General features: G+C 69.1%; 24 protein-coding genes and 1 tRNA gene. 10 read left to right on the forward strand and 15 right to left on the reverse strand.

What is annotated here, in order from left to right; translation table 11 throughout:
* Window positions 1–152: 152 nt before the first annotated feature.
* Window positions 153–968: an LD-carboxypeptidase gene (locus SJY20_RS16515; protein WP_380788761.1), complete on the reverse strand. Its 816-nt coding sequence runs from the start codon at window positions 966–968 to the stop codon at window positions 153–155.
* 59 nt (window positions 969–1,027) lie between these two features.
* Here SJY20_RS16515 and murC point away from each other — a divergent pair, with 59 nt between their 5' ends.
* The 4 genes from murC to SJY20_RS16535 all read left to right on the forward strand — a co-directional run bounded on the left by murC (window position 1,028) and on the right by SJY20_RS16535 (window position 3,422).
* Window positions 1,028–2,428, forward strand: a complete 1,401-nt coding sequence (gene murC / locus SJY20_RS16520) for a UDP-N-acetylmuramate--L-alanine ligase (protein ID WP_380788055.1) — start codon at window positions 1,028–1,030, stop codon at window positions 2,426–2,428.
* A 22-nt stretch (window positions 2,429–2,450) separates the two neighbouring features.
* Window positions 2,451–2,705: a DUF6356 family protein gene (locus SJY20_RS16525; RefSeq protein WP_380788057.1), complete on the forward strand. Its 255-nt coding sequence runs from the start codon at window positions 2,451–2,453 to the stop codon at window positions 2,703–2,705.
* Window positions 2,706–2,820: 115 nt separating this feature from the next.
* Complete coding sequence (locus tag SJY20_RS16530; protein WP_380788059.1) at window positions 2,821–3,225, forward strand: hypothetical protein; 405 nt, start codon at window positions 2,821–2,823, stop codon at window positions 3,223–3,225.
* A complete protein-coding gene (locus tag SJY20_RS16535) occupies window positions 3,222–3,422 on the forward strand; it encodes a helix-turn-helix transcriptional regulator (protein ID WP_380788061.1) in 201 nt (66 codons plus the stop codon). Before SJY20_RS16530 ends, SJY20_RS16535 begins: the two co-directional genes overlap by 4 nt.
* A gap of 127 nt (window positions 3,423–3,549) precedes the next feature.
* Here SJY20_RS16535 and SJY20_RS16540 read toward each other — a convergent pair whose 3' ends face one another.
* Window positions 3,550–5,268 carry an acyl-CoA dehydrogenase gene (locus tag SJY20_RS16540; RefSeq protein ID WP_380788063.1) on the reverse strand — a complete coding sequence of 573 codons (1,719 nt, stop codon included), beginning with the start codon at window positions 5,266–5,268 and terminating at the stop codon, window positions 3,550–3,552.
* 46 nt (window positions 5,269–5,314) lie between these two features.
* Here SJY20_RS16540 and SJY20_RS16545 point away from each other — a divergent pair, with 46 nt between their 5' ends.
* Window positions 5,315–6,319 carry an L-threonylcarbamoyladenylate synthase gene (locus SJY20_RS16545; RefSeq protein ID WP_380788065.1) on the forward strand — a complete coding sequence of 335 codons (1,005 nt, stop codon included), beginning with the start codon at window positions 5,315–5,317 and terminating at the stop codon, window positions 6,317–6,319.
* Window positions 6,320–6,418: 99 nt separating this feature from the next.
* On the opposite strand, the gene msrA is transcribed toward SJY20_RS16545, so the two are convergent.
* The gene (msrA, locus tag SJY20_RS16550) at window positions 6,419–6,961 is read right to left on the reverse strand and encodes a peptide-methionine (S)-S-oxide reductase MsrA (RefSeq protein ID WP_380788067.1); all 543 of its coding nucleotides are present in this window, start codon (window positions 6,959–6,961) and stop codon (window positions 6,419–6,421) included.
* A 59-nt stretch (window positions 6,962–7,020) separates the two neighbouring features.
* Between msrA and galE the strand changes: the two genes are divergently transcribed.
* Both galE and SJY20_RS16560 read left to right on the forward strand, forming a co-directional pair.
* Window positions 7,021–8,019 carry a UDP-glucose 4-epimerase GalE gene (gene galE / locus SJY20_RS16555; RefSeq protein ID WP_380788069.1) on the forward strand — a complete coding sequence of 333 codons (999 nt, stop codon included), beginning with the start codon at window positions 7,021–7,023 and terminating at the stop codon, window positions 8,017–8,019.
* Window positions 8,016–8,849, forward strand: a complete 834-nt coding sequence (locus tag SJY20_RS16560; RefSeq protein ID WP_380788071.1) for an HpcH/HpaI aldolase/citrate lyase family protein — start codon at window positions 8,016–8,018, stop codon at window positions 8,847–8,849. The genes galE and SJY20_RS16560 overlap by 4 nt, the downstream gene beginning before the upstream one ends.
* Here the strand turns inward: SJY20_RS16560 and SJY20_RS16565 are convergent.
* The 7 genes from SJY20_RS16565 to SJY20_RS16595 form a co-directional block, all read right to left on the reverse strand.
* Window positions 8,829–9,482, reverse strand: a complete 654-nt coding sequence (locus SJY20_RS16565) for a phosphatase PAP2 family protein (RefSeq protein ID WP_380788073.1) — start codon at window positions 9,480–9,482, stop codon at window positions 8,829–8,831. The two genes, SJY20_RS16560 and SJY20_RS16565, sit on opposite strands and share 21 nt — an antisense overlap.
* Window positions 9,479–10,525 (reverse strand): lactonase family protein, encoded by a 1,047-nt coding sequence (locus SJY20_RS16570; RefSeq protein WP_380788075.1) that lies wholly within the window; start codon window positions 10,523–10,525, stop codon window positions 9,479–9,481. Before SJY20_RS16570 ends, SJY20_RS16565 begins: the two co-directional genes overlap by 4 nt.
* Window positions 10,526–11,160: 635 nt before the next feature.
* The gene (locus SJY20_RS16575; protein WP_380788077.1) at window positions 11,161–11,466 is read right to left on the reverse strand and encodes a hypothetical protein; all 306 of its coding nucleotides are present in this window, start codon (window positions 11,464–11,466) and stop codon (window positions 11,161–11,163) included.
* Between the two features lie 8 nt (window positions 11,467–11,474).
* Window positions 11,475–13,853 (reverse strand): TonB-dependent receptor, encoded by a 2,379-nt coding sequence (locus SJY20_RS16580; RefSeq protein WP_380788079.1) that lies wholly within the window; start codon window positions 13,851–13,853, stop codon window positions 11,475–11,477.
* Entirely contained in the window at window positions 13,840–14,850 is a 1,011-nt protein-coding gene (locus SJY20_RS16585; RefSeq protein WP_380788081.1) for a FecR family protein, read from the reverse strand. The genes SJY20_RS16580 and SJY20_RS16585 overlap by 14 nt, the downstream gene beginning before the upstream one ends.
* Window positions 14,840–15,397, reverse strand: coding sequence for an RNA polymerase sigma factor (locus SJY20_RS16590; RefSeq protein WP_380788083.1), 558 nt, complete (start codon window positions 15,395–15,397; stop codon window positions 14,840–14,842). Before SJY20_RS16590 ends, SJY20_RS16585 begins: the two co-directional genes overlap by 11 nt.
* Window positions 15,394–16,743: a lipopolysaccharide biosynthesis protein gene (locus SJY20_RS16595; RefSeq protein WP_380788085.1), complete on the reverse strand. Its 1,350-nt coding sequence runs from the start codon at window positions 16,741–16,743 to the stop codon at window positions 15,394–15,396. Before SJY20_RS16595 ends, SJY20_RS16590 begins: the two co-directional genes overlap by 4 nt.
* A 110-nt stretch (window positions 16,744–16,853) precedes the next feature.
* On the opposite strand from SJY20_RS16595, the gene SJY20_RS16600 reads away from it, so the two are divergent.
* Window positions 16,854–18,077, forward strand: a complete 1,224-nt coding sequence (locus SJY20_RS16600; protein ID WP_380788087.1) for a hypothetical protein — start codon at window positions 16,854–16,856, stop codon at window positions 18,075–18,077.
* Between the two features lie 67 nt (window positions 18,078–18,144).
* Window positions 18,145–19,071 (forward strand): formyl transferase, encoded by a 927-nt coding sequence (locus SJY20_RS16605; protein ID WP_380788089.1) that lies wholly within the window; start codon window positions 18,145–18,147, stop codon window positions 19,069–19,071.
* Here SJY20_RS16605 and SJY20_RS16610 read toward each other — a convergent pair.
* From SJY20_RS16610 to folK, 4 genes are all read right to left on the reverse strand, one after another.
* Window positions 19,022–20,122, reverse strand: coding sequence for a glycosyltransferase family 4 protein (locus SJY20_RS16610; protein WP_380788091.1), 1,101 nt, complete (start codon window positions 20,120–20,122; stop codon window positions 19,022–19,024). The genes SJY20_RS16605 and SJY20_RS16610 overlap by 50 nt on opposite strands.
* The gene (locus tag SJY20_RS16615; RefSeq protein WP_380788093.1) at window positions 20,119–21,201 is read right to left on the reverse strand and encodes a glycosyltransferase; all 1,083 of its coding nucleotides are present in this window, start codon (window positions 21,199–21,201) and stop codon (window positions 20,119–20,121) included. Before SJY20_RS16615 ends, SJY20_RS16610 begins: the two co-directional genes overlap by 4 nt.
* 54 nt (window positions 21,202–21,255) lie before the next feature.
* Window positions 21,256–21,331: transfer RNA gene (locus SJY20_RS16620), tRNA-Lys, on the reverse strand.
* Between the two features lie 15 nt (window positions 21,332–21,346).
* A complete protein-coding gene (gene folK / locus SJY20_RS16625) occupies window positions 21,347–21,835 on the reverse strand; it encodes a 2-amino-4-hydroxy-6-hydroxymethyldihydropteridine diphosphokinase (RefSeq protein ID WP_380788095.1) in 489 nt (162 codons plus the stop codon).
* Window positions 21,836–21,857: 22 nt separating this feature from the next.
* Between folK and SJY20_RS16630 the strand changes: the two genes are divergently transcribed.
* Complete coding sequence (locus SJY20_RS16630) at window positions 21,858–22,556, forward strand: uracil-DNA glycosylase (protein WP_380788099.1); 699 nt, start codon at window positions 21,858–21,860, stop codon at window positions 22,554–22,556.
* A 124-nt stretch (window positions 22,557–22,680) separates the two neighbouring features.
* On the opposite strand, the gene aguB is transcribed toward SJY20_RS16630, so the two are convergent.
* A complete protein-coding gene (gene aguB, locus SJY20_RS16635) occupies window positions 22,681–23,541 on the reverse strand; it encodes an N-carbamoylputrescine amidase (protein WP_380788102.1) in 861 nt (286 codons plus the stop codon).
* Between the last annotated feature and the right edge of the window lie 3 nt (window positions 23,542–23,544).

A 23,544-nucleotide genomic window follows, 5' to 3' on the forward strand; every position in this document is an offset into this window, starting at 1 on the left:
AGGGTATATAGGCAAGGCGGGTGTCTTGGACACTATCGCCGTCATCCTGACGAACGTCAGGACCCAGGGTTACAGGCGGTGGCGTTCGTTACCCTGGGTCCCGGGTCAAGCCCGGGATGACGAAGGAGGGCGCGTCGGAACGGGGCAGGACTTCAGACGATCCCGAACGGTACGACGTGGTTGGTCTGCGTATGGCCGATCTCCGCGCGCCCGAGATACGGCACATCCATATCGCGGCTCCAGCGCACCATCATGTAGTCTAGCGTCTCGCCCCAGGGCGGATCGTTGGGCTTCAGCGCACTGACCGCGCCGAGGCGGAGGCCGGCGATACCCTTGAGCTGGGTGGCGTTGGCGATTTTGAAGAGGATGCGGTCGACATTGTACATCGGTTCCGACACCTCCTCGACGATCAGCACGTGATCGGTGAGGTCGGGCAGCCACGGCGTGCCGATCAGCGAGGTCAGGATGGTCAGGTTGAACGCTGCGGACGGCTGGCCGTTGAGCCCCGGCTCAAGCCCTGCACGGTCGTGGCGCGCGAGCCAGCCTAACGTCCGCGCGACGGTGGCGTCGCCGTCCTGGCGGTTGATGTCGCTGACCATCGGGCCGTGCACGGGCCGCCCGATCCGCCGGGCGTAGAGCGCGCCGAGCAGGAAGCCGACGTCCGAATAGCCGACATACGCCTTGTGATGCGCAGCGCGCGTCAGATGCGGCATCGTCATCGCGAGGATGCGGTTGGCGCCGTAGCCGCCGCGCAGGAACCACAGCGCGTCGAACGCCGGGTCGTTGGCGTATTCTAGAAACGCCGCGGCGCGCGCGAAGTCGGAGCCGGCGAAATGGCCGTCGGTCGCGGTGCACTGCGGGTGGAAGACGAGTTCGACTTCCGGATAGGCCGCCGCGGCGTAGGCGACGATCTTCGGGATCGCGTCGGCATTGGCGCGGCTCGATGCGGCGAGGACTCCGATCCTGATTGTCCGTCTCCCCAATCTGCAAACTTGCCCTGTCGGACAACCGCCGATAGCGCGGCGCGATGCGACACGGCAAATCCTACTTTTTCGTCGGCATCGGCGGTTCCGGCATGATGCCGCTGGCGATGATCCTGGCCGGGCGCGGCGCGCGCGTGGCGGGATCGGACCGCGGGCTCGACCAGGGCCGCGTGCCGACCAAGTTCGACGACCTGGCACGGCGCGGCGTTTCGCTGTTCCCGCAGGACGGCAGCGGGATCGTGTCGAAGGACCAGATCGTGATCGCCTCCGCCGCGATCGAGGCGAGCGTGCCCGACATGGTGGTGGCCGAGACGCTGGGATGCGAGCAGATCACGCGGGCGGCGATGCTGGCGTCGCTGTTCAACGCGAGCGACCTGCCGATCGGAATCGCCGGGACCAGCGGCAAATCGACCGTGACCGGGATGATCGGCTGGATTCTCCATGCGACGGGCCGCGATCCGACCGTGATGAACGGCGCGGTGATGAAGAATTTCGCGGGGCCCGATGCGCCGTTCGCCAGCGCGCTGGTCGGGGGCGGGGAAGCCTTTGTCAGCGAGGTCGACGAGAGCGACGGGTCGATCGCCGGATACACGCCGCGGATCGCGGTGCTCAACAATGTCAGCCTGGACCACAAGGGGCTCGACGAGCTGCGCGTGCTGTTCGCGGACTTCATCGGCAAGGCCGAGACCGCGATCGTCAATATCGACAATGCCGACGCGGCGGCGCTGGCAGAGGGGTTGCCGCGGCGGCGGGTGACGAGTTTCGCGGTCGATCGCGACGCCGATTTCTGCGCGCGCGACGTGGTGGAACGGCCGTTCGCGGTCGACTTCGCGCTGGTCGTGGGCGGCAATGCGCCGGTGCCGGTGACGCTGCAGGTACCGGGGCGGCACAATGTGTCGAACGCGCTGGCCGCGATCGGCGCGGCGGTCGCGGCGGGGGTTTCGCTGCGTGACGCGGTGCGCGCAATCGGCGGATTCACCGGGCTGCGGCGGCGGTTCGACCTTGTCGGAGAAGCCGGCGGCGTCGCGGTGATCGACGATTTCGGGCACAACCCAGACAAGATCGCGGCGACGCTGGACACGCTGCATGCGTTTCCGGGACGGCTGCTGCTGCTGTTCCAGCCGCATGGCTATGGCCCGTTGAAAGTGATGGGCGATGCGCTGGTCACGACGTTCGTCGATCGGATGCGCGACGGCGATGTGCTGGTGCTGCCCGACCCGGTCTATCATGGCGGGACCGTGAACCGCGAGGTGACGAGCGCGGATATCGTCGCGAAGGTCGCGGCCGGGACGCGCGACGCGCGCTATGTGGCCGACCGGGCGGAGGCGGCGGCGTCGCTTGTTGCGGAGGCGCGTCCGGGCGACCGGATCGTGGTGATGGGCGCGCGGGACGACAGTCTGAGCGCGCTGGCAGCGGGGATGGTCGATACTCTCGCCGTGCGGTAGGGTGCGGCCAAGGAGACCGCCGATGTTCCGCCGCCTGTTCCTCGACCACCCCGAAACCGTCGGCGAGAGCTATGCCCAGCATTTCGGCGTCGCCGGCCGGTTCGGCGTGACCATGATCGCGGGCGGGATCGGCGCGCTGGTCCATGCCTTCATCCCCGCATTCTGCAAGACGCGCGGCAGCGACACGGTGCGCGAACTCCACCGCCAGATGGTCGCCAAGCGCGGCGCGGTCAGCGCGGACCGGGCGCAGATGAAGACGGTGGATTACATCATCTGACGACCGAACGTCGCAAAGGTCATGCAGACGCAAGTCTGTCGGATGACAAGCAAGCTTGACTAGTCAGGCACCCGGCATGTAAAGCTTCCCTTACTGATTCGAAAGGGAGCTTGTCATGCTAACCAATGCTGCGATCCGTCGGTACAATCGTCGGGTGATGGTCCTCAGCACCGCTTACGGCGTGCTGCTGTTAGCGATGGTGTATCTGTTCCGGCACCAGGCGCTCCACGGACCGATCGCCTATCTCGTCGCGCTGCTGCCGGCGATGCCGTTGATCGGCGTGTTCCTCGCGCTCGGACGGTACATGGTCGAGGAAACCGACGAATATCTGCGCATGCTGATGATCCGCCAGGCCTTGATCGCCAGTGGCTTCATGCTGAGCATCACCACCGCCTGGGGGTTTCTGGAGGGTGTCGGACTCGTTCCGCACCTCGCCGCCTATTACACCGCGGTGCTCTGGTTCGCGGGGTTGTGGGTGGGCTGGGGCTACAACCTCGTGACGATGCGGCGGACGGCGTGAAGAACCGGCTGAAGGTGCTGCGCGCCGAGCGCGACTGGAGCCAGGGGGATCTGGCGGAACGGCTCGAGGTGTCGCGGCAGAGCGTAAATGCGATCGAGACCGGGCGGTACGATCCGTCGCTGCCGCTGGCGTTCAAGATCGCGGCGCTGTTCGGGTGCCGGATCGAGGAAATTTTCGAGGTGGGCGCGGAAGGCTGACTGATCGGGAACGATGGAGGACCGCCCCCTCCCTCATCCCGGCGGAAGCCGGGACCCAGGGTTACGGGCGGTGGCGCTCGTGGGCTCTGGGTCCTGACTTTCGTCAGGATGACGGGGGTGGTGGGGGTCAGGCGGCGAACGCTTCGGGCGATATCGAGTAGAGTACCGCGGCACTCGCCGTCGCTGCCGCCTTCAGCCCCATCGCTTCGGGGACGATCTGTTCGAGATAGAAGCGCGCAGCGGCGGTCTTCATACGCGAGAAGTCGTCCGAACCGTTCGCGGCGATGCGGCCCTGGCGTTCCATCAGCCAGCCACAGGTCGCGACCGAGAGCATGGTGAGGAAGGGGTAGCTTGCCGCCAGCTTGTCGTCGGCGTCCGAGGTCGCGAGGCGGCGGCCGATGTCTTCGCAGGCGTCGACCAGCGCGATCAGGTTGGCGTCGGTCGCTTCGGCACGGATGTCGGCGATCAGCGTGGCGAACGCGCCGCCATTATCCAGCGCGAGTTTGCGGCCGACCAGATCGGCGGCCTGGATGCCGTTGGTGCCCTCGTAGATCGGCGTGATGCGGGCATCGCGGAAATACTGCGCGGCGCCGGTTTCCTCGACATAGCCCATGCCGCCGTGGACCTGGATGCCGAGGCTGGCGACTTCGTTGCCGAGATCGGTGCCGTGCGCCTTTGCCAGCGGGGTGACGAGTTCGAGCCGGTTGCGCGCGGCGGCATCGCCGAGATTGGCGCGGTCGACCTGGCCGGCGGCGTAATAAACCAGCGCGCGTGCCGCCTGGGTCTGCGCCTTCATCCGCATCAGCATGCGGCGGACGTCGGGATGCTCGACGATCTTGACCGAATCGCGGCTGGCCGAGCCCGCGCGCGCCGACTGGACGCGGTCGAGCGCGTAGGCGACAGCGGCCTGCGTCGCGCCCTCCGCGACCTGGACGCCCTGCAGTCCCACGTTGAGGCGTGCGTTGTTCATCATCGTGAACATCGCGCGGATGCCACCGAGTTCGGCGCCGATCAGTTCGCCGACGCAATCGTCGGTGTCGCCGAAGCTCAGCACGCAGGTGGGGGACGCGTGAAGCCCCATCTTGTGCTCGATCGAGACGACGCGGACGTCGTTGAAGGCGCCGGGCGTGCCGTCTTCGTTGAGGCGGAACTTGGGGACGAGGAACAGCGAGATGCCCTTGGTCCCCGCGGGCGCGCCGGGGGTGCGGGCGAGGACGAGGTGGACGATGTTCGGCGCCATGTCGTGATCGCCGAACGAGATGTAGATCTTCGTGCCCTTGATCGACCATTTGCCGTCGCCGAGGGGGGTCGCCGTCGCGCGGAGGGCACCGACGTCGGAGCCGGCCTGCGGCTCGGTGAGGTTCATCGTGCCGGTCCATTCGCCGGTCGCGAGATGGGGCAAGTAGAGCGCCTGCTGCTCGGGTGAGCCGTGGTGCGCCAGCGCCTCGATCGCGCCGACGGTCAGCGTCGGGCAGAGTGCGAAGCCCATGTTGGCGCTGCCGAGCGTGTCGAGCACCGCGGTCTGGATCGCGAACGGAAGCCCCTGCCCGCCCCATTCTTCCTCGACGCCAATCGTGCCCCAACCGCCCTCGACATAATCCTTGTACGCCTGCGCGAAGCCGTCGGGCATGACGACGCCGTCGGGGGTCCATTTCGCGCCGACGGTGTCGCCGGCGCGGTTGAGCGGCGCCCATTCGCCCGCGGCGAACTGGCCAACCCCTTCGAGCACGGCGTCGACGACATCGTCGCTGGCGGCGGCGTACCGCTCGGTCGCCGCGAGCTGGTCGATCCGGACGACATGGTCGAGCAGGAAACGCTGTTCGGTGGTCGCTGGGGTGAAGGCCATCGCATCCTCTTATCGCTACGCTTTGCGCCCGCTATAGGCCTTCGAAATGGCCCGTCCACACCCCCTGATTTTACCCTACGGCACGGCCGCGATCGCGCAGGCGGCCGCGGTGATTCGTGCCGGCGGACTCGTCGCGGTGCCGACCGAGACGGTGTACGGACTCGCCGCGGATGCGACCGATGCGGCGGCGGTGGCGGGGATTTATGCGGCGAAGGGGCGGCCAAGCTTCAATCCGCTGATCGTGCATGTGGCGGATATGGCGGCGGCGGAACGGATCGCGGTGTTCGATGCGGATGCGCGCGCGCTGGCGGCGGCGTTCTGGCCGGGGCCGCTGACGCTGGTACTGCCGCTGCGGGCGGATTCGGGGATCGCTTCGCTGGTGACGGCGGGGCTGGACACGATCGCGATCCGGGTGCCGCGGCACCGCGCGATGCAGGACCTGATCGCGGCGTCGGGGCGACCACTGGCGGCGCCTTCGGCGAATGCGAGCGGGGGGATTTCACCGACCACCGCGGCGCATGTTGCGGCGAGTTTGGGCGGGAACGTGCCGCTGATCATCGACGATGGGGCTACCGAGGCGGGGCTGGAGTCGACGATCGTGATGGGGCGGACGGTGTTGCGGCCGGGGCCGGTTACGGGGGAGGCGCTGGCTATGCGGTTCCCCGGCGGAGGCCGGGGCCCAGTTGGAACGTCTGATGTAACTGCGCGCAACGCCGATCATGACCGTCCCTCAACTGGGCCCCGGCCTTCGCCGGGGGGGATTGGGGTGACGGCGCCGGGGCAACTCGACAGCCATTATGCGCCGAAGAAGTTGTTGCGGTTGAATGCGGTAGCAGCAGAGGCGGACGAATGGCTGATCGGGTTCGGCGCGATTGCCGGGGATGTGTCGCTGTCAGCATCGGGAGACCTGATCGAAGCCGCGGCGAAGTTGTTCGACCTGCTGCATCAGGCGGATGCGAATGCGTCGGCTCGGATCGCGGTCGCTCCGATACCAGCCGACGGCATCGGCGTAGCGATCAACGATCGCCTCCGCCGCGCCGCGCACCGTTAAGCCCCTGTTCCCCCGCGAAGGCGGGGGTCCAGGAGTCAGGTCCGATTACGGTATTTAGCTGGGCCCCCGCGTCCGCGGGGGAACGGCTATCGGTCGGCGTTAAGCGTTCACCGCCGCTTTCGACCGAGCGGCGAAACTCTTGCGGAGTTTCTGCAGCTTGGGGGGAATCACCGCCATGCAATACGGGTTCGAGCGGCCCGAGGTTTCCCAGTAATCCTGGTGGTAGATTTCCGCCGGGTACCAGGTCGCCATCGGCTCGATGGTGGTCACGATCGGCTTGTCGCTACCCGCCTGAGCACGGTCGAGCGCGGCCTGCATCTCGGCCTGTTGCGCGTCGTCGGCCGGGAACATCGCCGAGCGATACTGCGTGCCGACGTCGTTGCCCTGGCGGTTCAACGTCGTCGCGTCGTGCGTCGCGAAGAAGATGTCGAGCAGGTCGCCGAGCGCGAGCTGATCTGCATCATAGCCGATCCGGATCGCCTCGGCATGGCCGGTGTCGCCGCCGCAGACCTGCTTGTAGGTCGGGTCGGGGACATGCCCGCCGATATAGCCGCTTTCGACCGACTGCACGCCGATCACATCCTTGAACACCGCCTCGGTGCACCAGAAACAGCCACCGGCCAACGTTACATAATCCGTCATCACGATCTCCTTTCCGCCAAGATAGGAAGCCGCTACCGCGAGACAAAGAGGAGACGGGCGTGATCGACGGCAAGGTGATGGTGACGGGCGGGGCCGGTTATATCGGCAGCCATGCGGTATTGGCGCTGCTCGACGCTGGGCATCAGGTGGTGGTGGTCGACAATCTGGTGACCGGATTCGACTGGGCGGTCGACCGCCGCGCGGCGCTGGTACAGGCGAACGTCGCCGACGACGACGCGGTGCGCGGGGCGATCCGCGAGCACGGCGTGCGCGCGATCCTGCATTTCGCAGGCTCGGTGGTGGTGCCCGAATCGGTCAGCGACCCGCTCAAATATTACCGCAACAACACCGCCGCGAGCCGATCCCTGATCGAGAGCGCGGTAGCCGAGGGCGTCGCGCATTTCATCTTCTCGTCGACCGCTGCGACCTATGGCACGCCCGAGCGGGTCCCGGTGGCGGAAGGCGACCCGACCGTGCCGATCAACCCGTACGGCATGTCGAAGCTGATGACCGAGGCGATGCTGCGCGACGTCGCCGCGGCGCACCCGATCAACTATGCCGCCCTGCGCTACTTCAACGTCGCCGGCGCCGATCCGCAGGGACGCAGCGGACAGTCGACGATCGGCGCGACGCATCTGATCAAGATCGCGGTCGAGGCGGCGACCGGCAAGCGCGACGCGGTCGGCGTCTACGGTACCGACTTCGATACCCCCGATGGGACCGGGGTGCGCGACTATATCCACGTCACCGACCTGGCCGCCGCGCATGTCGCCGCGCTCGACCTGCTGGTCGCGGAGCCCGGCAAGAGCCATATCCTCAACGCGGGCTATGGCCGCGGATTCTCGGTGCTCGAGGTGCTGGACGCGGTCGACCGGATCACCAACCGGACAATCGAGCGACGCCTCGAGGGGCGGCGCGCGGGCGACCCCGCCGCGCTGGTCGCCGACAATCGCGCGATCCTGGCGACGCTCGACTGGACGCCGAAACATGCCGATCTCGACGGGATCGTGCGCGATGCGCTCGGCTGGGAGCGCGTGCTGGCCGAGCGCGGGCGGTGAGGTTGCGGTCGCTATTGTTCGTGCCGGGCGATCGGCCGGAGCGGATGGTCAAGGCGGCGGCGCTCGACGCCGACGCGCTGATCCTCGACCTCGAGGACTCGGTCGCGCCGGGCGCCAAGGCGGCGGCGCGGGAAGCGATTGCGGCGTTCCTAAGTGAGCCACGCCCGCGCGCCTTGTTCGTGCGGATCAATCCGCTCGATTCGGGCCTCGCGGCTGACGATCTTGCCGCGGTGCTGCCGGGTCGGCCGGACGGGATCGTGCTGCCCAAGGCCGAAGGGGCGGCGAGCCTGGCGGCGCTGGACGCGATGCTCAGTGGCGACATCCGCATCCTGCCGATCGCGACCGAGACGCCGGCGGCGATCTTTGCGCTCGGCAGCTATGGCGGGGTGACGCCGCGGTTGTGCGGGCTGACCTGGGGGGCGGAGGATCTGCCCGCCGCGATCGGTGCGGCGACCTCGCGCGAGGCGGATGGGTCGTACACCGCGCCGTACCAGCTCGCGCGGTCGCTGACGCTGTTCGGCGCGCATGCCGCGGGCGTGCCGGCGATCGAGACGGTGTACCCCGATTTCCGCGACCTGGACGGGCTCGCCGCCTATGCGGCGCGCGGGCGGCGCGACGGCTTCACGGGGATGATGGCGATCCATCCAAGCCAGGTTCCCGTGATCAACGCCGCGTTCACGCCCTCGGCGGAGGAGCGCGATCATGCGCAGCGGATCGTCGAGCTGTTCGCCGCCAACCCGGGCGCGGGCGCGCTGCAGATGGACGGCAGGATGGTCGACGCGCCGCATTTGAAGGCGGCACGTGCGGTGCTAGCGCTCGCCGCCGATTGAGGTTCGCACGCGGGCGGTCGCCAGCCACCAGGCGAGTGCCCACAGCGTCCCGAAGCTCCACCCGGCGAGCACGTCGCTGGGCCAGTGGACGCCCAGATAGACCCGGCTGCACCCGATCGCGCCGACCAGCAGGATCGCGACGACCAGCATGTAGCGTCGGGTCGCGCCGTCGTCGGTCACCTGCGAGGCGAGGCCGGCGAGCGTCAGGTAGACGATCGCGCTGTTCGCCGAATGCCCGCTGGGGAAGCTCATATGCGTGACCGTGACGAGGTGCTGCACGATGTCGGGGCGGGGCCGCGCGACGTGCGTCTTGACCAGTTCGACGACGATGTTGCCGCTGACGCTGGCCGCGACGATCGCCGCCGCTGTCAGCCAGAGCCGCTGAACGATCAGCAGGCCGGCGACGATCACCACGACGATCGTCAGGACGATGCCACCGCCCAGCGCGGTAACGTCGGCTGCGACCTTGGGTAGCCATGACGGACCGCCCCAGGCGCGCAGCCCGAGGATGATCGAGCGATCGAACGCGAACGGCCAGTGATCGACCGCGAGGCCGACGAGCAGGATCAGGACGATGCCGATCGCCGCGACCGAGGCGCCGGCGAGAACCGGGGGAACGCGCCGCTGCGTCATGCGACGGGGTCCATATCGAATGCGAACGCCGCGCCGGGTACCGCCAGGCTGATCCCGGTGGCGTCGAGGCGGCCATCCTCGCGGATTTCGAGCACGGTCACGGTCTGGCTCTTCTCGTGCGTGACCACGACGCGGCGTTCGTCCTCACGGAGCAGGAAGAAGCGCGGCGACAGGCCGCCGGTCGGTGCGTGCTGGAGCAGAGTCGCATCACCGTCCGGGTCGAGCGCGAAGACGGCGATGCTGTCATGGCCGCGGTTGGAGACGTAGAGCCGGTCGCCGGCACGGTTCGCGGCGAGGTGCGCGACGATGCTGTCGCCCTGCCACCCGTCGGGCAGCGTCGACAGCGTGCGAACGGCGGTGAATCTCGCGTCGCTGCGGTCGAGGACGGTCAGCGTGTTGGCCAGTTCGCTGACCAGCCAGGCGCGGCCGGTGTGGCGCGGATCGAGCAGCAGATGCCGCGGCCCCGATCCCGGCCGCGCGGCATAAGCTTCCCGCGCGGGCCCGAGGCGGTCGTTGTCGACTGGATAAGCAAGGATCTGGTCGGTGCCGAGATCGGTCTGGAACAGCCAGCGATCGTCAGGGCTGAACCCGACCCAATGCGCATGCGGCGCCTCCTGGCGTTCGGCATTGGGGCCGTGGCCGGTGTTGGCGTGGACCTGGGATGGCGCGATCGGCAGGCCATCCGCGCCGAGCCGGAACAGCGACACGCTGCCGCTCATGTAGTTGGCGACCGCAAGCAAGGTTTCCGCGTGGTTCAGTGCGGCGTGGCAGGGCGCGGAGCCACCGACTTTCACGTGCGCCAGGCATTGCCACCCCGACGGACCGTGGCGGTGAACCCCGACCGCGCCATCATCGCGTTCGTCGACCAGGTAATGCAGGTCGAAGCGGTGCGCATACACCCCGAAGGATGCGTTGACCGCGCCGGGATAGACGTCGCCGAGCGTCCAGCCGTCCGCGACCGCACAGACTCCCCTGCCCCCGCCATTGGCGTAGGTGCCGACGCCGATGCCGAGCGGCGACCATGATGCGGGATGGGCGGTCATGACCGGAATGCTTTCATGCCCGCGTCATGCCATCGGGGCCGATGCAACGCGATACTGATCGATCGCCTACGCTCCCCATTCCGACCCCTCTTCGTCGGGATAGAAGGGTTCGCGGGGCGCAGTTCGATCGAATTGCCCGGATGGCACATCATGAACTCCATCCGCCGGCTCGACCCGCTCTTGTCGGGATTGGGAAAGTCGATCCCGACGATCGATAGCGTGCGTTCGTCCATCCGCGCCCAACGCACGGACCGCTTTTGGTAGACCAGCCCGATCCAACCATAACGGTATGTTTTTTCGTACAATTTGAAGCCGTAGCCGGTCGGTCGACGTATCTGTGTCCCGGCTGCGGTTTTTCCTTATTTTCCGCAGTCCGGCCCGCTCCCGCCCCCCCGGCGGGAGCGGGTCGCCAAGGCTCGACCGCAGCGTCGCCTGGCCGTTTTCCGCATCCGTTGCAGATTTCTTACAATTACATTGCGCTCGTGTTTCGACTGCGTATTGTCCAACAAACGGCCGTTAGAGCCGCTGGAGAGCGTGATGCATTTGGTGCTGGATTTCCTACTCGTCCTGATTGCTGCGGTCCCACCGGGCCTGCGCTATTTGCGACGTACCCGGGCGATCGATGACTGGGATCCCTATTGATCGAATGCCTGATCGGTGCGCGCGGCGGTTTCCTCTTTGCAGCGTCGCCGATCCATGATGTACTGAGAATCGTCGAGCAGGATGACCTGCCGATGAGGAGAGAGATGCATGGCAAACCTAAATCGAGTTGCGTCGGACAAGCATAGATTGACCGGACTGATCAGCGCGTCTGTGCTGGTGACCGGATTGTTGCTGATGGCCTTCGTCAGCGGTGCGAGCCAGTCTTCGGCGACGGCGGCGACGACAGCTTCGCCGATCCATTCGGTACACTGAGATCGGTCGCTAGCGGCGACCGACATCCGGCGCTTTACCAGGCGATCGCGGCGCCCAGCCTGATCGTCCGCGGGCGCAACGGCGTGTATTCGTCGCGGGTGGCGAGCGCGAACGGGTTGCCGCCGGCGAAGCGATCGCCCTTGCCGTCGAACAGATTCTCGATCGTCGTGGTCAGCCGGACCGACCCGCGGGTCCAGTACCCGCCGAGATGCGCGACGGCGTAATTGCCCTGCGAGAGGTCCAGCGGCGCCTGCGTGCCGACCGTCGAGCGACCGACGTACCGCAACCCGGTATCGATCCCGGCGGTGGCGGTGGCGCCGATGCTCCAGTCATAGCCGACGCTGCCCGATCCCGCGACGCGCGGCGTGTTGGGCACGCTGGCGCCCGGCCGGCGGCGCGCCGGATCCTGATCGGGCGGCTGGGTATCGTTCAGGAACATCGCCGCGGCGATTCGCAGGCCGCGTACCGGCACCCAGTCGATATTGCCCTCGACCCCGTGAAACTGGGTGTCGCCGAGATTGGTGGTGTAGGGAAAGCCGAAGCGATCGATGACGTCCGCCTGGACATGGTGCCAATCGGTCAGCGACAGCCCCGCCGACGCGGCAACCCCCAACGCACCGTGGCGATCCTTGCGGATGCCGATTTCCGCCACGCGGATGGTATCGGGGACCAGATCGGCGACCCGCCCGATGCCCGGCGCGACCGTGATCCCGCCGGTCCGGAACGCGGACTGGTAGCGCGCATAGGCCGCCACCCCCGGCGCCACCAGCCATGACGCACCGAGCGTGGGATCGAACTGCGTCGTGCTGCGCCCGCGGATATAATTGGTCGTGCGCAGGCTGGCGATCGGATCGCCATCGGTGCGCTGGTGGGTGAGCCGCCCCCCGGCAGTGATCGTCAGCGCCGGGCCGAACGCGACCCCGGCCTCCCCGAACAGCGCGACATCGCGCGTCCGGTTGGTCACCCCGACGATATCGCGCAGCCGGTCGGGTTGGCCATAGCGGCGCGCATAGGCGTCGCGGGCGTGGACCAGCGCGATCCCGACCAGCCACCCCGCCCCGTTCGCACCGCTCCTCGACAGCCGGGTCTCGTGCGAGAACAGCCGGCTGCGCTCGTCGGTATCGTAAGCGATCGTCACGGGTGCCACGGCCAGCCGGGTGGCGTCGAACCGGCTGGCGGCGTCGCGGCGCACGAGTCCGGTCGCGGAGACGAGATGCAGGCCGTCGTCCCAGCGTCGGTCGATGACGATTCGGCCGAGCAGATATTGCTGGTCGAACGGCTGCGCCAGGAACGAGGCGCGCGACAGGCCGCGCATCCCGCGTTCGGCATATTGCAAATCAGGGGCCTTGATCGACTGGGCGACGATCCCGGCGTCGATCGTCCAGCCGTCGATCGGCTCGGCGCGAAGATCCAGGCGGCCGCCGGTGGTCGTCACCCGGTTGACGTCGGTCTCCCCGCGCCGGACATCGTCGATATAGCCGCCCTCGACGACATGATAACCGACCGCGCGCATCCCGACGACGCCGGCCAGGACGGGCAGGTTGATCATCCCGGCGAGGTCGCCGCCGAGGCCGCCAGACTGGGTCGCGCTGGCGCCGACGGCGGCGGTCGCCGCGACCCTCGACACATCGACCGGGTTCGGGACGAGCCGCACGATGCCGCCGATCGCCCCCGCGCCGTATAGCGTGCCCTGCGGTCCTTCGAGGACTTCGACCTGCTGCATGTCGTAAAGGTTCAGCCCGGGATCGGGGCCGTTATACGCGACCGGGACTTCGCCGTAATAGACCGCTGCGGTCGACTGGGTCGGGCCGGTGAAGCTGCTGTCCGCGACACCGCGGATGAACAGCTTGTTGCGCCCCGCGCCCAGCGCGGTGCCTTGCAGGATCGGGGTGGCGGCGATCGCCTGGTCCATCGTGCCCGCGACGGCGCCACCCGCGCCGCGCGGTGCGCCGGGCCGCAGGATGGTGAACGCGCCGGGAAAGCGAAGCTGCGAGGTGTTGCGCTTGGTCGCGGTCACGACGACCTCGGGTGGCGCTTCGGTCGATGGCGGAGGCGGCGCGGCGTGCTCGACCGGGTGGCGGACGGGACGCACCACCGCGCGGCGGACGATACGGAAGGTCCCGGCGTCGATCCGCTGCGCGACGAACGGCGTTCCGGCCAGCAACCGGTCGAGCGCGGCGGCGGCGGTCATCCGGCCCTGCACACCGCGCGCCATGACACGCGCGAGCCCCGGCTCCGCGCTGCCGATATCGACCCCGGCCTGCTGCGCCAGGACCGCGATCGCGCGATCGAGCGGCGCCGCCAGCACCGCGATTGGCCGTTGCTCGCCCGCCCGGGCGGGGGCGGGCAGCGACAGCGCGAACGAGGAGGCGGCGAACAGCGATACGGCGATGCGGGCGTTACGGACCGGCATGACCTCCCACGAGCGTCCAGCGCCCGCCGGCATGCTCGGCCCGCGCGCCGATCAGCGCGGCGACATGCGGGATCATGCGGTCGGCACCGCCGGTCACCGCGATCGATCCCGTGAACGGGGTGTCGGCAAGCCCGGGCGCGACCGCCACGGCCGTCCCGGTGCTGCGTTCGAGCGCGGCGGCGACCAGTTGCACCGGCGCCTGGCGGAACACCAGCCGCCCGCTGCGCCAGCTGCCGACGTCGCCGACCGCGACGCCCGCCATCCGCGGCGGTTCGCCATCGACGTGCGACAGCGCCGCGCCGGCGGTCAGCATGATGCGGTCATGGTCGGGCTGGAACAGTACCGCACCCTCCGCGACCTGGACGCCGAGATGCGATCCGACGCGGGCGACGTTGAAGACCGTGCCGACGTCCTGCAACCGCATCGTCCCCGACTGGACCACGAACGGATGCGCGGAATCGTGCGTGACGCGGAACACCGCCTCGCCGCGCTCCAGCGTCACCATCCGCGACGCGCCGTCGTTGATCGTCAGCCGGGTGCCGCCGTTCAGGTCGATCCGGCTGCCGTCGGCGAGCACCACCGCACGGCGTGCACCCGCCGGCGTCTCGACGATCCGCACCGCGGCGGTGGCGCGGTCGCCCATCGGCAGCAGCACGCCGGCGATCCCCGCTGCGGCCAGCACGACCGCCGCGCCGATCGCGACGCGCCGGCCGCGCATTGCGGGTCGGTCGTCGTTGGCGGCGACCGGCAATGCGGCGTTCGACCAGGTCGGCGGGGTCAGCGCATCGTCGAGCTCGGCATCGGCGACGGCGAGCGCGTCATAGGCTTGCGCATGCTCTGGATCGGCCTCGAGCCAGGCGGTGAACGCGCGCCAGTCGGCCGCGTCGGCGGTGGGCATGCGGAGATGCCAGGCGACCGCCTGCACCGCCGCACGGTTGCCCCGCCCCGACCCGTTTCCGGTCTCGTTCCTCGCCTTGCCGGCCCCTTCATCGACCATCGCGCTGGTCCTCCTCAGGACTGAGACGTCCTGCCTGTACCTTTTCCGCACTCGAAACCGGTCGATGGAGGTGTATTCTCAAATAGGCGCGGTGCAACAGCTTCTCGACGCCGCTGACGCTGATGCCCATCCGCTCGGCGATCGCCTTTTGCGGCAGGTCCTCGAACCGGTAGAGCCGGAACGCGGTGGCGACGCGTTCGGGCAGTGCCGCGAGCGTCTTCTCGACCCGTGCGAGCCGTTCGCGGGCGATCAGCGCGCGTTCGGCATCGGGCTGTTCGGCGGCGCCGGCCTGTGCCTGCAGCCAGCCGCCATCGCGATCGGCGCGGCGCGTGCCGCGGCGTCGGCGATCGACCGCGATGTTCGACGCCATCCGGCAGATATAGCCGATCGGTTCGGCGATCGGGCCGCCGGTCACCGTCTCCAGCCTGAGCCACAGGTCCTGCAACGCGTCCTCGGCCTCCTCGACGCTGCCGAGCCGCGCGACCAGCAGCCGCAGCAACATCGCCCGTTCGGCGAGAAAGACCGCGCGCAGGCCGCCGACGGTCATGCCGGGCGATCACGCGCGTCGGTGCGGACCATCGCCGCCAGCGCGACGATCGCGACGCCGCTCTGCAACAGCGCATGCCATCCGGCGCCGTCGGTACCGACCAGCCACAGCAGCAGCGGCAGCACCGGGTAGAGCGCCAGGCTGGTAACGAGGCCGACCGTCATCGAGCGGCCGGGCAGGCCGAGCGCGGTGAGGCCGGCGGCGAGCGGTGCGCTGGCCAGCCCGGCAGCACGCGCGGCTGCGACCAGGATCAGCAACACCGTGCCGCCGGCAAAGCTCGCGCCCCCGACCAGCACGAGCAGCCGCTCACCGCCGATTGCCAGTGCGAGGACGATCGGGATCGCCACCGCCAGCGCGACACCGGCGCTGCGCCAGACGGTGTGGCGCAATCCCGCCAGATCGCCGCGCGCCACTTGAGCTGCAAGGACGGCATAGCTCGCCTGGCTGAGCAGCGCGGTCGGCTGTGCGAGCAGCGCGGTGGCGCGCTGCGTCAGCGCCAGCAGCCCCGCCGCCGCCGGCCCGAGCAGCCAGCCGACCGTCAGCGGCGCCAGATTGGGCGCGAGTTCGCGCACCGTGATGTCGAAATTGGTGATCAGCACGAACCGGGTCATGCCGTCGGTATCGCGCATCGCGCCGCGCCACGGCCCGCGCAACGGCTGGTCCTGCGCAAGTCGCCGCCACGCGATCAGCCCGAGGCCCCACATCGCCAGCCCCTCGGCCACCGCGGCGACCAGCCAGACCGTGATGAACCCGGTCAGGCCGCCCCCTGCGAACCAGACCCCGGTCGCGCCGAGCAGGCGGATCAGCGGCGACACCGCATGGTGGAGCCCGATAAGGTCGAACCGGCCGGCGATCTGCAACAGCCCCTGCGGCGTCGCGCGAACGGTCGCGATAATCGCGAGGCTGTAGGGAACGGCGAGGCGAATGGTGGCGGGCGACCAGCCCAGCCGCGCGCCGACCAGCGGGACGCAGGCCGCCGCGACGATCACCGCGACGACGCCGCACGCCAGTTCGACGACCGCCATCGATCGCACGATCCGCGCGAACCCGGCGCGGTCGCCCCTTTCCAGCGCCAATCCGCCGAACCGGACGACGCCGTGGAACCCGGAAAACGCGACCACGCTGCCGACCAGCACCGCATAGGCGTTGACCAGCACCAGCACGCCGTAGTCGGCGGCGCCGAGCCGGTGGGTCACCATGACGAGATAGACCAGGCTCATCAGCCCGGCCGCCGCCTTGCCGCCGAGCAGGTGCCCGAGATTGGCCAGCACCAATCGCAAGCCCGAGCGGCCGGGCGCGGCGCGAGGGTCCCGCGGCAACGAGAAACGGCGAAGGAACGATCGCATCGCTGCCCCTTACGCACCCGCCGGATCGCCGACGACCGGAAAGTTCCCGCAATTCCTTCCAAGGATGAAATATTAGTGGGGATCGCCGCCGGGCTCGACGTCTACCGGCCATGAAGATCGGCTTTCTGTTCAACCACGACCAGGTCCACCAGGTCGCCCACGCCCTGCCCACCGCGCTGGCGATGGCGCAGGGCTATCCTCAGGCAGAGATCGTCGTCGCGACCACCAACGACCGGCTGACCGCCGAGGTGCGGCGCTTGTGCGCGCGGCTGAACGTCGAGGTACCACTGGTCCAGCTCGGGCTGCGCCGGCCGCTGACGCGGATGCTGGCGGGGGCGCTGGAATGGGGCGTGCCGGTCACCAAGATCGGCGTGTACCGTGACAACCTCGATTTCTTCCGCTCGCTCGATGCACTCGTCGTCGCCGAGAAGACCTCGCTGCTACTCAAGACGCGCTACGGGCTCGACGATCTCAAGATCATCCACACCCGCCACGGCGCCGGCGACCGCGCGATCGGCTTCAACAAGCACAGCGCGATGTTCGACCATGTGCTGGTGTCCGGCAGCAAGATCCGCCAGCGGCTGATGACCGAAGCAGGCGTGGCGCCCGAACGGATGAGCCTGATCGGCTATCCCAAGTTCGACCTTATGCCCGAGCCCGCACCGCGGCTGCCGTTCCAGGCGAACGGCAAACCCACGGTGCTCTACAACCCGCACCCGTCGCCGCATCTGTCATCGTGGTACGCGCAGGGCCGCGCGGTGCTCGAGCATTTCCTCCACGACGATCGCTACAATCTGATCTTCGCGCCGCACGTCATGCTGTTCCACCGCAAGTTCGTGCTGACGATCGACAAGTTCCGCGTCGACCGCGCCGGGACGATCGACCGGCGTTTCCGCGACGCGCCCAACATCCATATCGACCTGGGCAGCGCGGCATCGACCGACATGACCTACACCGCGGCGGCGGACATCTACCTCGGCGACGTCAGCAGCCAGGTGTACGAGTTCCTCCACCAGCCGCGGCCTTGCGTGTTCCTGGATGCGCATGCGACCAAGTGGGAAGGCGATGCCAACTATGCGCATTGGCAGGCCGGTGAGGTCGTGACCGGGACCGAACAGCTCGGCGACGCGATCGACCGCGCGGCAGCGCTGCACGACCGCTATCGCCCGGTGCAGCGCGCGTTGTTCCAGCGCAGCTTCGAACTGACCGCCGAACGCTCCGCAGTCCGCGCCGCGCGCGCGGTGATGAGCGTGCTCGGCACGGCCACCCCGCACGTCCTTCCCGACCGCGAGCTGGACGCCGTCACCGGCACGGAAGGGTTGCGCGTAGCCTGAAGCGACGCGAGAAGGCCGGTCATCAAGGCGCCACCGCACGGCGTCGCCCTAGGATCGACACGCAGCAGTGGCTCTACGCAAGGATATCTGGCGCCCCGCCATCGTGATGGCGACCGCCGAGGCGATCGTCGCCCGCGGATCGATCGACGGGTTCGCGCGCGTCTGGCTGCCGCCGATGGACAGCTTCCGGTTTCTCGCCGACCCGTTCGGGTTGTGGCGCGACGGACGGCTGTACGTGTTCGTCGAGACCTATGACTACCGCGTCCGGATCGGCGCGATCGAGGTGCTGGTCTATGACGCCGAGTTCCAGCTGGTCGACCGCCGCCCGGTCCTGAACGAGCCGTGGCATCTGTCCTATCCGCTGGTGTTCGAGGCAGAGGGCGAGACGTGGATGCTGCCCGAGGCGCACCGGTCGAAGCGGCTGACGCTGTACCGCGCGGTCGCGTTCCCGGACCGGTGGGAGGCGCACCACGTGATCGATCTCGATCATGTCGCGGTCGATGCAACGCCGGTGTTCAAGGACGGACTGTGGTGGCTGTTCTACACCTCGGCGGACCGCGAGGCCGACAAGATGAGCTCGCTGCATGTCGCCTATGCCGAGCGGCTGGCCGGGCCGTGGACGCCGCATCCGGCAAATCCGGTCCGCGTCGATGTCGCCAGCGCGCGACCCGGCGGCATGCCGGTTATCGTCGACGGGCGGATCGTGCTGCCGATGCAGGATTGCACCCGGACCTATGGCGGCGCGATCCGGCTGCTGACCGTGACGACGCTGACCCGCACGGCATTCGCGGCGGAGACCGGTGCGCGGCTGACCGCACCCGACACGGCGGCGCCGTTCGTGGAGGGGCTGCACACGCTGTCGGCCGCGGGGCCGGTGACGCTGGTCGACATGAAGCGGACCGAATTGTCGCTGCACGGGCTGTCGATCGAAGCGGTGCGCGAGCTCAGGAAGCTGGGTCGCTGGATCCGAACGCGCGCATCCGGGCGAGGATAGCCAGGCCCGTCGCCGCGAACCGGTCGGGCCCGAACAGCGCCAGCACGCGGGCGCGCGCCGCCTGGCCCATGACGGCTAGCGACGCCGGATCGGCCAGCACCGCCGACAACGCCGCCGCCAGCGCCACCGGATCGCCGGGCGGCACGGTCGCGCCGGTCTCGCCTGGGACGATACTCGCCGGCAGCTCGCCGACCGCCGATGCGATCACCGGCAGCCCCGCCTGCATCGCCTCGTGCGCCGCGACGCAGAGCCCTTCGGAACGCGACGGCTGCACATACAGGTGGCAGCCCGCGAGGAAGGTAGCGGGATCGTCGGCATAGCCCGCCAGGCGCAGATCGACACCGAGCGTTTCCGCGCGCGCCTGCAGCGCGAGGCGCTCGGCACCGTCGCCAGCGATCACCACCTCGTACGGCGTGACGGTGTCGACCAACGCGAGCGCCGCGACCAGGACGTCATAGCCTTTCACCGGATGCAGGCGCCCGAGGCTGCCGATCCGGACCGGCTGGCCGGGCTGCCAGGGCATTGACTGGGGGGCGTCCGGATCGGCGCGGAAGATCGACCATAGGGTCAGGCGCTCGGGTGGCACGTGGAGCCGATCCGCGGTCAGGCGGGTCACGGTCGTCGAGTCGCCCACCCAGAGCCGCGAGAGCCGCTGCATCGCGCGCAGGAGGATCTGGTTGGCGGGCTTCAGGAACGCGGCGTGCTGCCAGCTGACGACCGGCCAGCCGCGGCGGAGACCGACCAGCTGGCCAAGCAACGTGGCGCGCGTCAGCGAGGTCCACAGATGCGTCGGCGCCCAGTCGCGCAGCGTCGCATCGAGCCAGCGCATCGCGGCGACGTGGTCGGTCTCGCCGCCATCGCGGACCCGGACGTCGATCCCCGCAGCGCGCATCGCCGGTTCGCCGCGACGGTCACGCGCGGTGAGCGCGAACACCGCGACCTCGGCGCCGCCTTGCCGCAGCACGTCGAGGATCGCGGGCACCGGCGACGCCGCGCCGCCACCCTCGACCGAGTTGATCACATAGGCGATCCGCATCGGGCGCGCGGTCATCGCCGCAGCCGGTCGAACAGGTCGAGATAGGCGCCCGCGACCGCGCCGATCCGGTGATGCGCGACCGACGCCGCCAGCAGGGCCGGATCGGGCGCCGGCTGCGCGAAGATGTTCGCGATCGCCTGCGAGAGCGCCACGCTGTCGTTCAGCGGAACGACGATCCCCGCGCCGTCGACCAGTAATCGTGTCGCCGGGGTACAATCGGTCGCGACCACCGGGCGCCCAGCTGCGAGCGCTTCGACCAGCACCGCGGGGAATCCCTCGAAATCGGACGCCAGCACCAGCAGCCGCGCGGAGTCGAGCCAGGGGCGGATATCGGGGACATAGCCGGCCAGCGTGACGCGGTCGGTTATGCCCAGCTCCTCGATCAGCCACTGCAACCCGCCGGCCTGCGGACCATCGCCGACGATCACGAGGCGTGCGGCAGCGGGGGGCAGATCGGCAAACGCCTCGACCAGCCGGGCAAAGCCCTTTTCAGGAACCAGCCGCCCGGCTGCGAGGACGATCGGGGGATGGCTGTCGGGAACGGCAAGCGGTGGCGCGAGGTCGTCGTCGAGTGCGGGCAGCGCGATCACGCTGGCGACCGGACGGCGGAGGATCCGGTTCGCCTGATCACGCGCGATATCCGACAGCGCGACCACCGCATCGGCGCGGCGCAGCAGGTGCCGCATTCGCGTCTCGAACGCCCATTGGCGCACCCGGCCGCGCTGCGGCTTGTCGAGCGCCGCGCTGACCTGCGCGACGACGGGGATGCCGCTGCCGCCCAATGCCGCGGCGACCGGCCAGTGGAAATTGCCGGGGACGAACACCCCGTCGAACCGCCGCCGGTCGACGAACGCGCGCGCCGCACGGGCCAGTTTGCGACGCGAACCGCGCGTCCGGGGTATCGGTGGATCGGCAACGACGACCTCAACGTCCGGCCCGACCATCGCGCGCAACGGGCCCGATCCAGCCCCGGCAAAAATCGTCACCGCCGCGCCCTGGCCCGCCATCGCGGTGGCGAGCCGGACCGCGACGCGCTCGGTGCCGCCCAGCGCGAAATCGTGCAGCACGACGAGGATCGACGGGGGCGAACGCATCGCGGTCGGTTAGCGTCGCCGCCGCCGACGCGCCAATCTTATCGATCGAGTGAATGGTGGGCCCATCGGGACTCGAACCCGAGACCTACAGATTAAAAGTCCGTTGCTCTACCAACTGAGCTATGGGCCCCACCGTGCGCCGCACCTAGGTGCGCGGTCGCGGTCGGTCAACCTTCGCGGCCAGGTGACGCATCGTTTCGCCGGTTCGCGGGTCGCGCCAGTCGGGGGCGATCGTCACCAGCGGGCCCAGGACGAAGTTACGGTCGCGATACGCGGCGTGTGGCACGGCCAGGCCGGGCGATATCCACGCGCCGCCCGACCACAGCACGATGTCGAGATCGATCACGCGGCTGCCCCAGCGCCGCCCTCTGCGGCGACCGAAGGCGCGTTCGATTCGTTTCAGGCGGACGAGCAGCGCGGCCGGGTCTTCGGTGCTCTCGATCATTGCGACGGCGTTGGCGTAGCGGCGGATCGAGGGGCCGAGCGGTGCGCTGGCGATGATCGGCGAAACCGCGACGATGCCGCCGACCGCCACCAGCGCAGAGCGGATCGTCGCGGCGGGTGCGCCGTGGCGGCTCCAGCGGTTCGATCCGAGCGCGATCGCGTAGGTCGTGGCACAGGTTGCGGGGCGCATGCCGGCGGACTACCGCACCACGATGGATTTGACACTCTCTTCGCCGGACGTCGCACTGCCCGTTCCGCAGCCCCTTCCCTTGCCCGACAGCGAGCCGCCACGCGATTGCCCACGCTGCCCGCGCCTGGTCGCGGTACGCGAGGAGATGCGCGCTGAGTTCCCGCACTGGTGGAACGCGCCCGTCCCCGCGTTCGGCGATCCCGAGGCCTGGCTGGGCATCGTCGGGCTTGCGCCGGGAAAGCACGGCGCCAACCGCACCGGGCGGCCGTTCACCGGCGATGCCAGCGGGCCGCTGCTGTACGATACGCTGACCGCGTTCGGGCTGGCGAGCGGGACCTATGCCAACACCCCGCCGGACGATCTGGCACTGCACGGCGCGATCATCGTCAACGCGGTGCGCTGCCTGCCGCCGCTCAACAAGCCGACGCCGGAGGAAATCCGGACGTGCCGCCCGTTCCTCGAGACGCAGGCGGACGCGTTGCCGACGGCGCGCGTGTGGATCGCGCTGGGCCAGGTCGCGCACCAGTCGGCGGTGAAGATGCTCGGCGGGCGGCTGCCCAAGGCGCGGTTCGCGCATGGCGCGGAGCACCGGATGCCCGATGGGCGGGTGCTGATCGATAGCTTTCACTGCTCGCGGTATAATCAGAACACCGGGATACTGACGCCCGAGATGTTTGCGGCGGTGTTCGCGCGGGCGGTGGAGTTGCGCGGGACGGTTTAGGGGCGTTTCACCCCTCTTCGTCATCCTGACGAAAGTCAGGACCCAGGGTTACAGGCCGCGGCGCTTGGGGCTCTGGGTCCTGACTTTCGTCAGGATGACGGGCAGCGGATGACCGGCGGTGCGGTCAGACGTCCTGGACCAGCCGGCCGTACAGGTCCGGGCGGCGATCGCGGAAGAAGCCGAAGGCGGCGCGGTGGCGCTTGACGATGTCGAGGTCGATCGTCGCGGTGATCACGCCTTCGTCCTCGCGGCCTAGCTCGGCCAGGATGTCGCCGCGCTCGTCGGTGATGAAGCTGGTGCCGTAGAAGGTCTGGCCGTGCTCGACGCCGACGCGGTTCGCCGCGACGACAGGCACGACGTTGGAGACCGCGTGGCCGACCATCGCGCGGCGCCACAGGCGGGCGGTATCCAGTGAGGTGTCGTGCGGTTCGCTGCCGATCGCGGTCGGGTAGAACAGGACCTCGGCACCCATCAGCATCATCGCGCGCGCGGTTTCCGGATACCATTGGTCCCAGCAGACGCCGACGCCGAGCTTGGCCGCGCCGGTTGCGGAGGCATGCGGCCAGACCTTGAAGCCGGTGTTGCCGGGGCGGAAGTAGAATTTCTCTTCGTATCCCGGGCCGTCGGGGATGTGGCTCTTGCGGTAGACGCCCTGCACTTCGCCGTCGGGGCCGATCATCGCCAGGCTGTTGTAGTGATGCGGGCCGTCGGCTTCGAAGAAACTGGTCGGGATCGTGACCTTCAGCGCTTCCGCCAGCGCCTGCATCGCGAGCACCGCCTTGTGCTCGCCGACCGGTGCGGCGTTGGCGAACAGCCCCTCGTCCTCGACACGGCAGAAATATTCGCCCTCGAACAGTTCGGGCGGCAAGATCACCTGCGCGCCGCGCGACGCCGCCTCGCGGATCAGCCGCGAGACGTGCGCGATGTTGCGGTCGATGTCGGGGGTGAAGCCGGCTTGGATGGCGGCGACGGTGATCTGGGTCATGCG

The sequence above is a fragment of the Sphingomonas sp. R86521 genome (genome assembly GCF_042466235.1).
In the GTDB taxonomy this organism is placed as follows: Bacteria; Pseudomonadota; Alphaproteobacteria; order Sphingomonadales; family Sphingomonadaceae; genus Sphingomonas.

Bases quoted from the DNA above. Each gene is read 5' to 3' on its own strand.
- murC (WP_380788055.1), top strand. From the start codon at position 1,028: ATGCGACACGGCAAATCCTACTTTTTCGTCGGCATCGGCGGTTCCGGC.
- SJY20_RS16525 (WP_380788057.1), top strand. From the start codon at position 2,451: ATGTTCCGCCGCCTGTTCCTCGACCACCCCGAAACCGTCGGCGAGAGC.
- SJY20_RS16530 (WP_380788059.1), top strand. From the start codon at position 2,821: ATGCTAACCAATGCTGCGATCCGTCGGTACAATCGTCGGGTGATGGTC.
- SJY20_RS16540 (WP_380788063.1), bottom strand. From the start codon at position 5,268: ATGGCCTTCACCCCAGCGACCACCGAACAGCGTTTCCTGCTCGACCAT.
- SJY20_RS16545 (WP_380788065.1), top strand. From the start codon at position 5,315: ATGGCCCGTCCACACCCCCTGATTTTACCCTACGGCACGGCCGCGATC.
- msrA (WP_380788067.1), bottom strand. From the start codon at position 6,961: ATGACGGATTATGTAACGTTGGCCGGTGGCTGTTTCTGGTGCACCGAG.
- SJY20_RS16565 (WP_380788073.1), bottom strand. From the start codon at position 9,482: ATGACGCAGCGGCGCGTTCCCCCGGTTCTCGCCGGCGCCTCGGTCGCG.
- SJY20_RS16570 (WP_380788075.1), bottom strand. From the start codon at position 10,525: ATGACCGCCCATCCCGCATCATGGTCGCCGCTCGGCATCGGCGTCGGC.
- SJY20_RS16575 (WP_380788077.1), bottom strand. From the start codon at position 11,466: ATGTCGGTCGCCGCTAGCGACCGATCTCAGTGTACCGAATGGATCGGC.
- SJY20_RS16580 (WP_380788079.1), bottom strand. From the start codon at position 13,853: ATGCCGGTCCGTAACGCCCGCATCGCCGTATCGCTGTTCGCCGCCTCC.
- SJY20_RS16585 (WP_380788081.1), bottom strand. From the start codon at position 14,850: ATGGTCGATGAAGGGGCCGGCAAGGCGAGGAACGAGACCGGAAACGGG.
- SJY20_RS16590 (WP_380788083.1), bottom strand. From the start codon at position 15,397: ATGACCGTCGGCGGCCTGCGCGCGGTCTTTCTCGCCGAACGGGCGATG.
- SJY20_RS16595 (WP_380788085.1), bottom strand. From the start codon at position 16,743: ATGCGATCGTTCCTTCGCCGTTTCTCGTTGCCGCGGGACCCTCGCGCC.
- SJY20_RS16600 (WP_380788087.1), top strand. From the start codon at position 16,854: ATGAAGATCGGCTTTCTGTTCAACCACGACCAGGTCCACCAGGTCGCC.
- SJY20_RS16610 (WP_380788091.1), bottom strand. From the start codon at position 20,122: ATGACCGCGCGCCCGATGCGGATCGCCTATGTGATCAACTCGGTCGAG.
- SJY20_RS16615 (WP_380788093.1), bottom strand. From the start codon at position 21,201: ATGCGTTCGCCCCCGTCGATCCTCGTCGTGCTGCACGATTTCGCGCTG.
- folK (WP_380788095.1), bottom strand. From the start codon at position 21,835: ATGCGCCCCGCAACCTGTGCCACGACCTACGCGATCGCGCTCGGATCG.
- SJY20_RS16630 (WP_380788099.1), top strand. From the start codon at position 21,858: ATGGATTTGACACTCTCTTCGCCGGACGTCGCACTGCCCGTTCCGCAG.
- aguB (WP_380788102.1), bottom strand. From the start codon at position 23,541: ATGACCCAGATCACCGTCGCCGCCATCCAAGCCGGCTTCACCCCCGAC.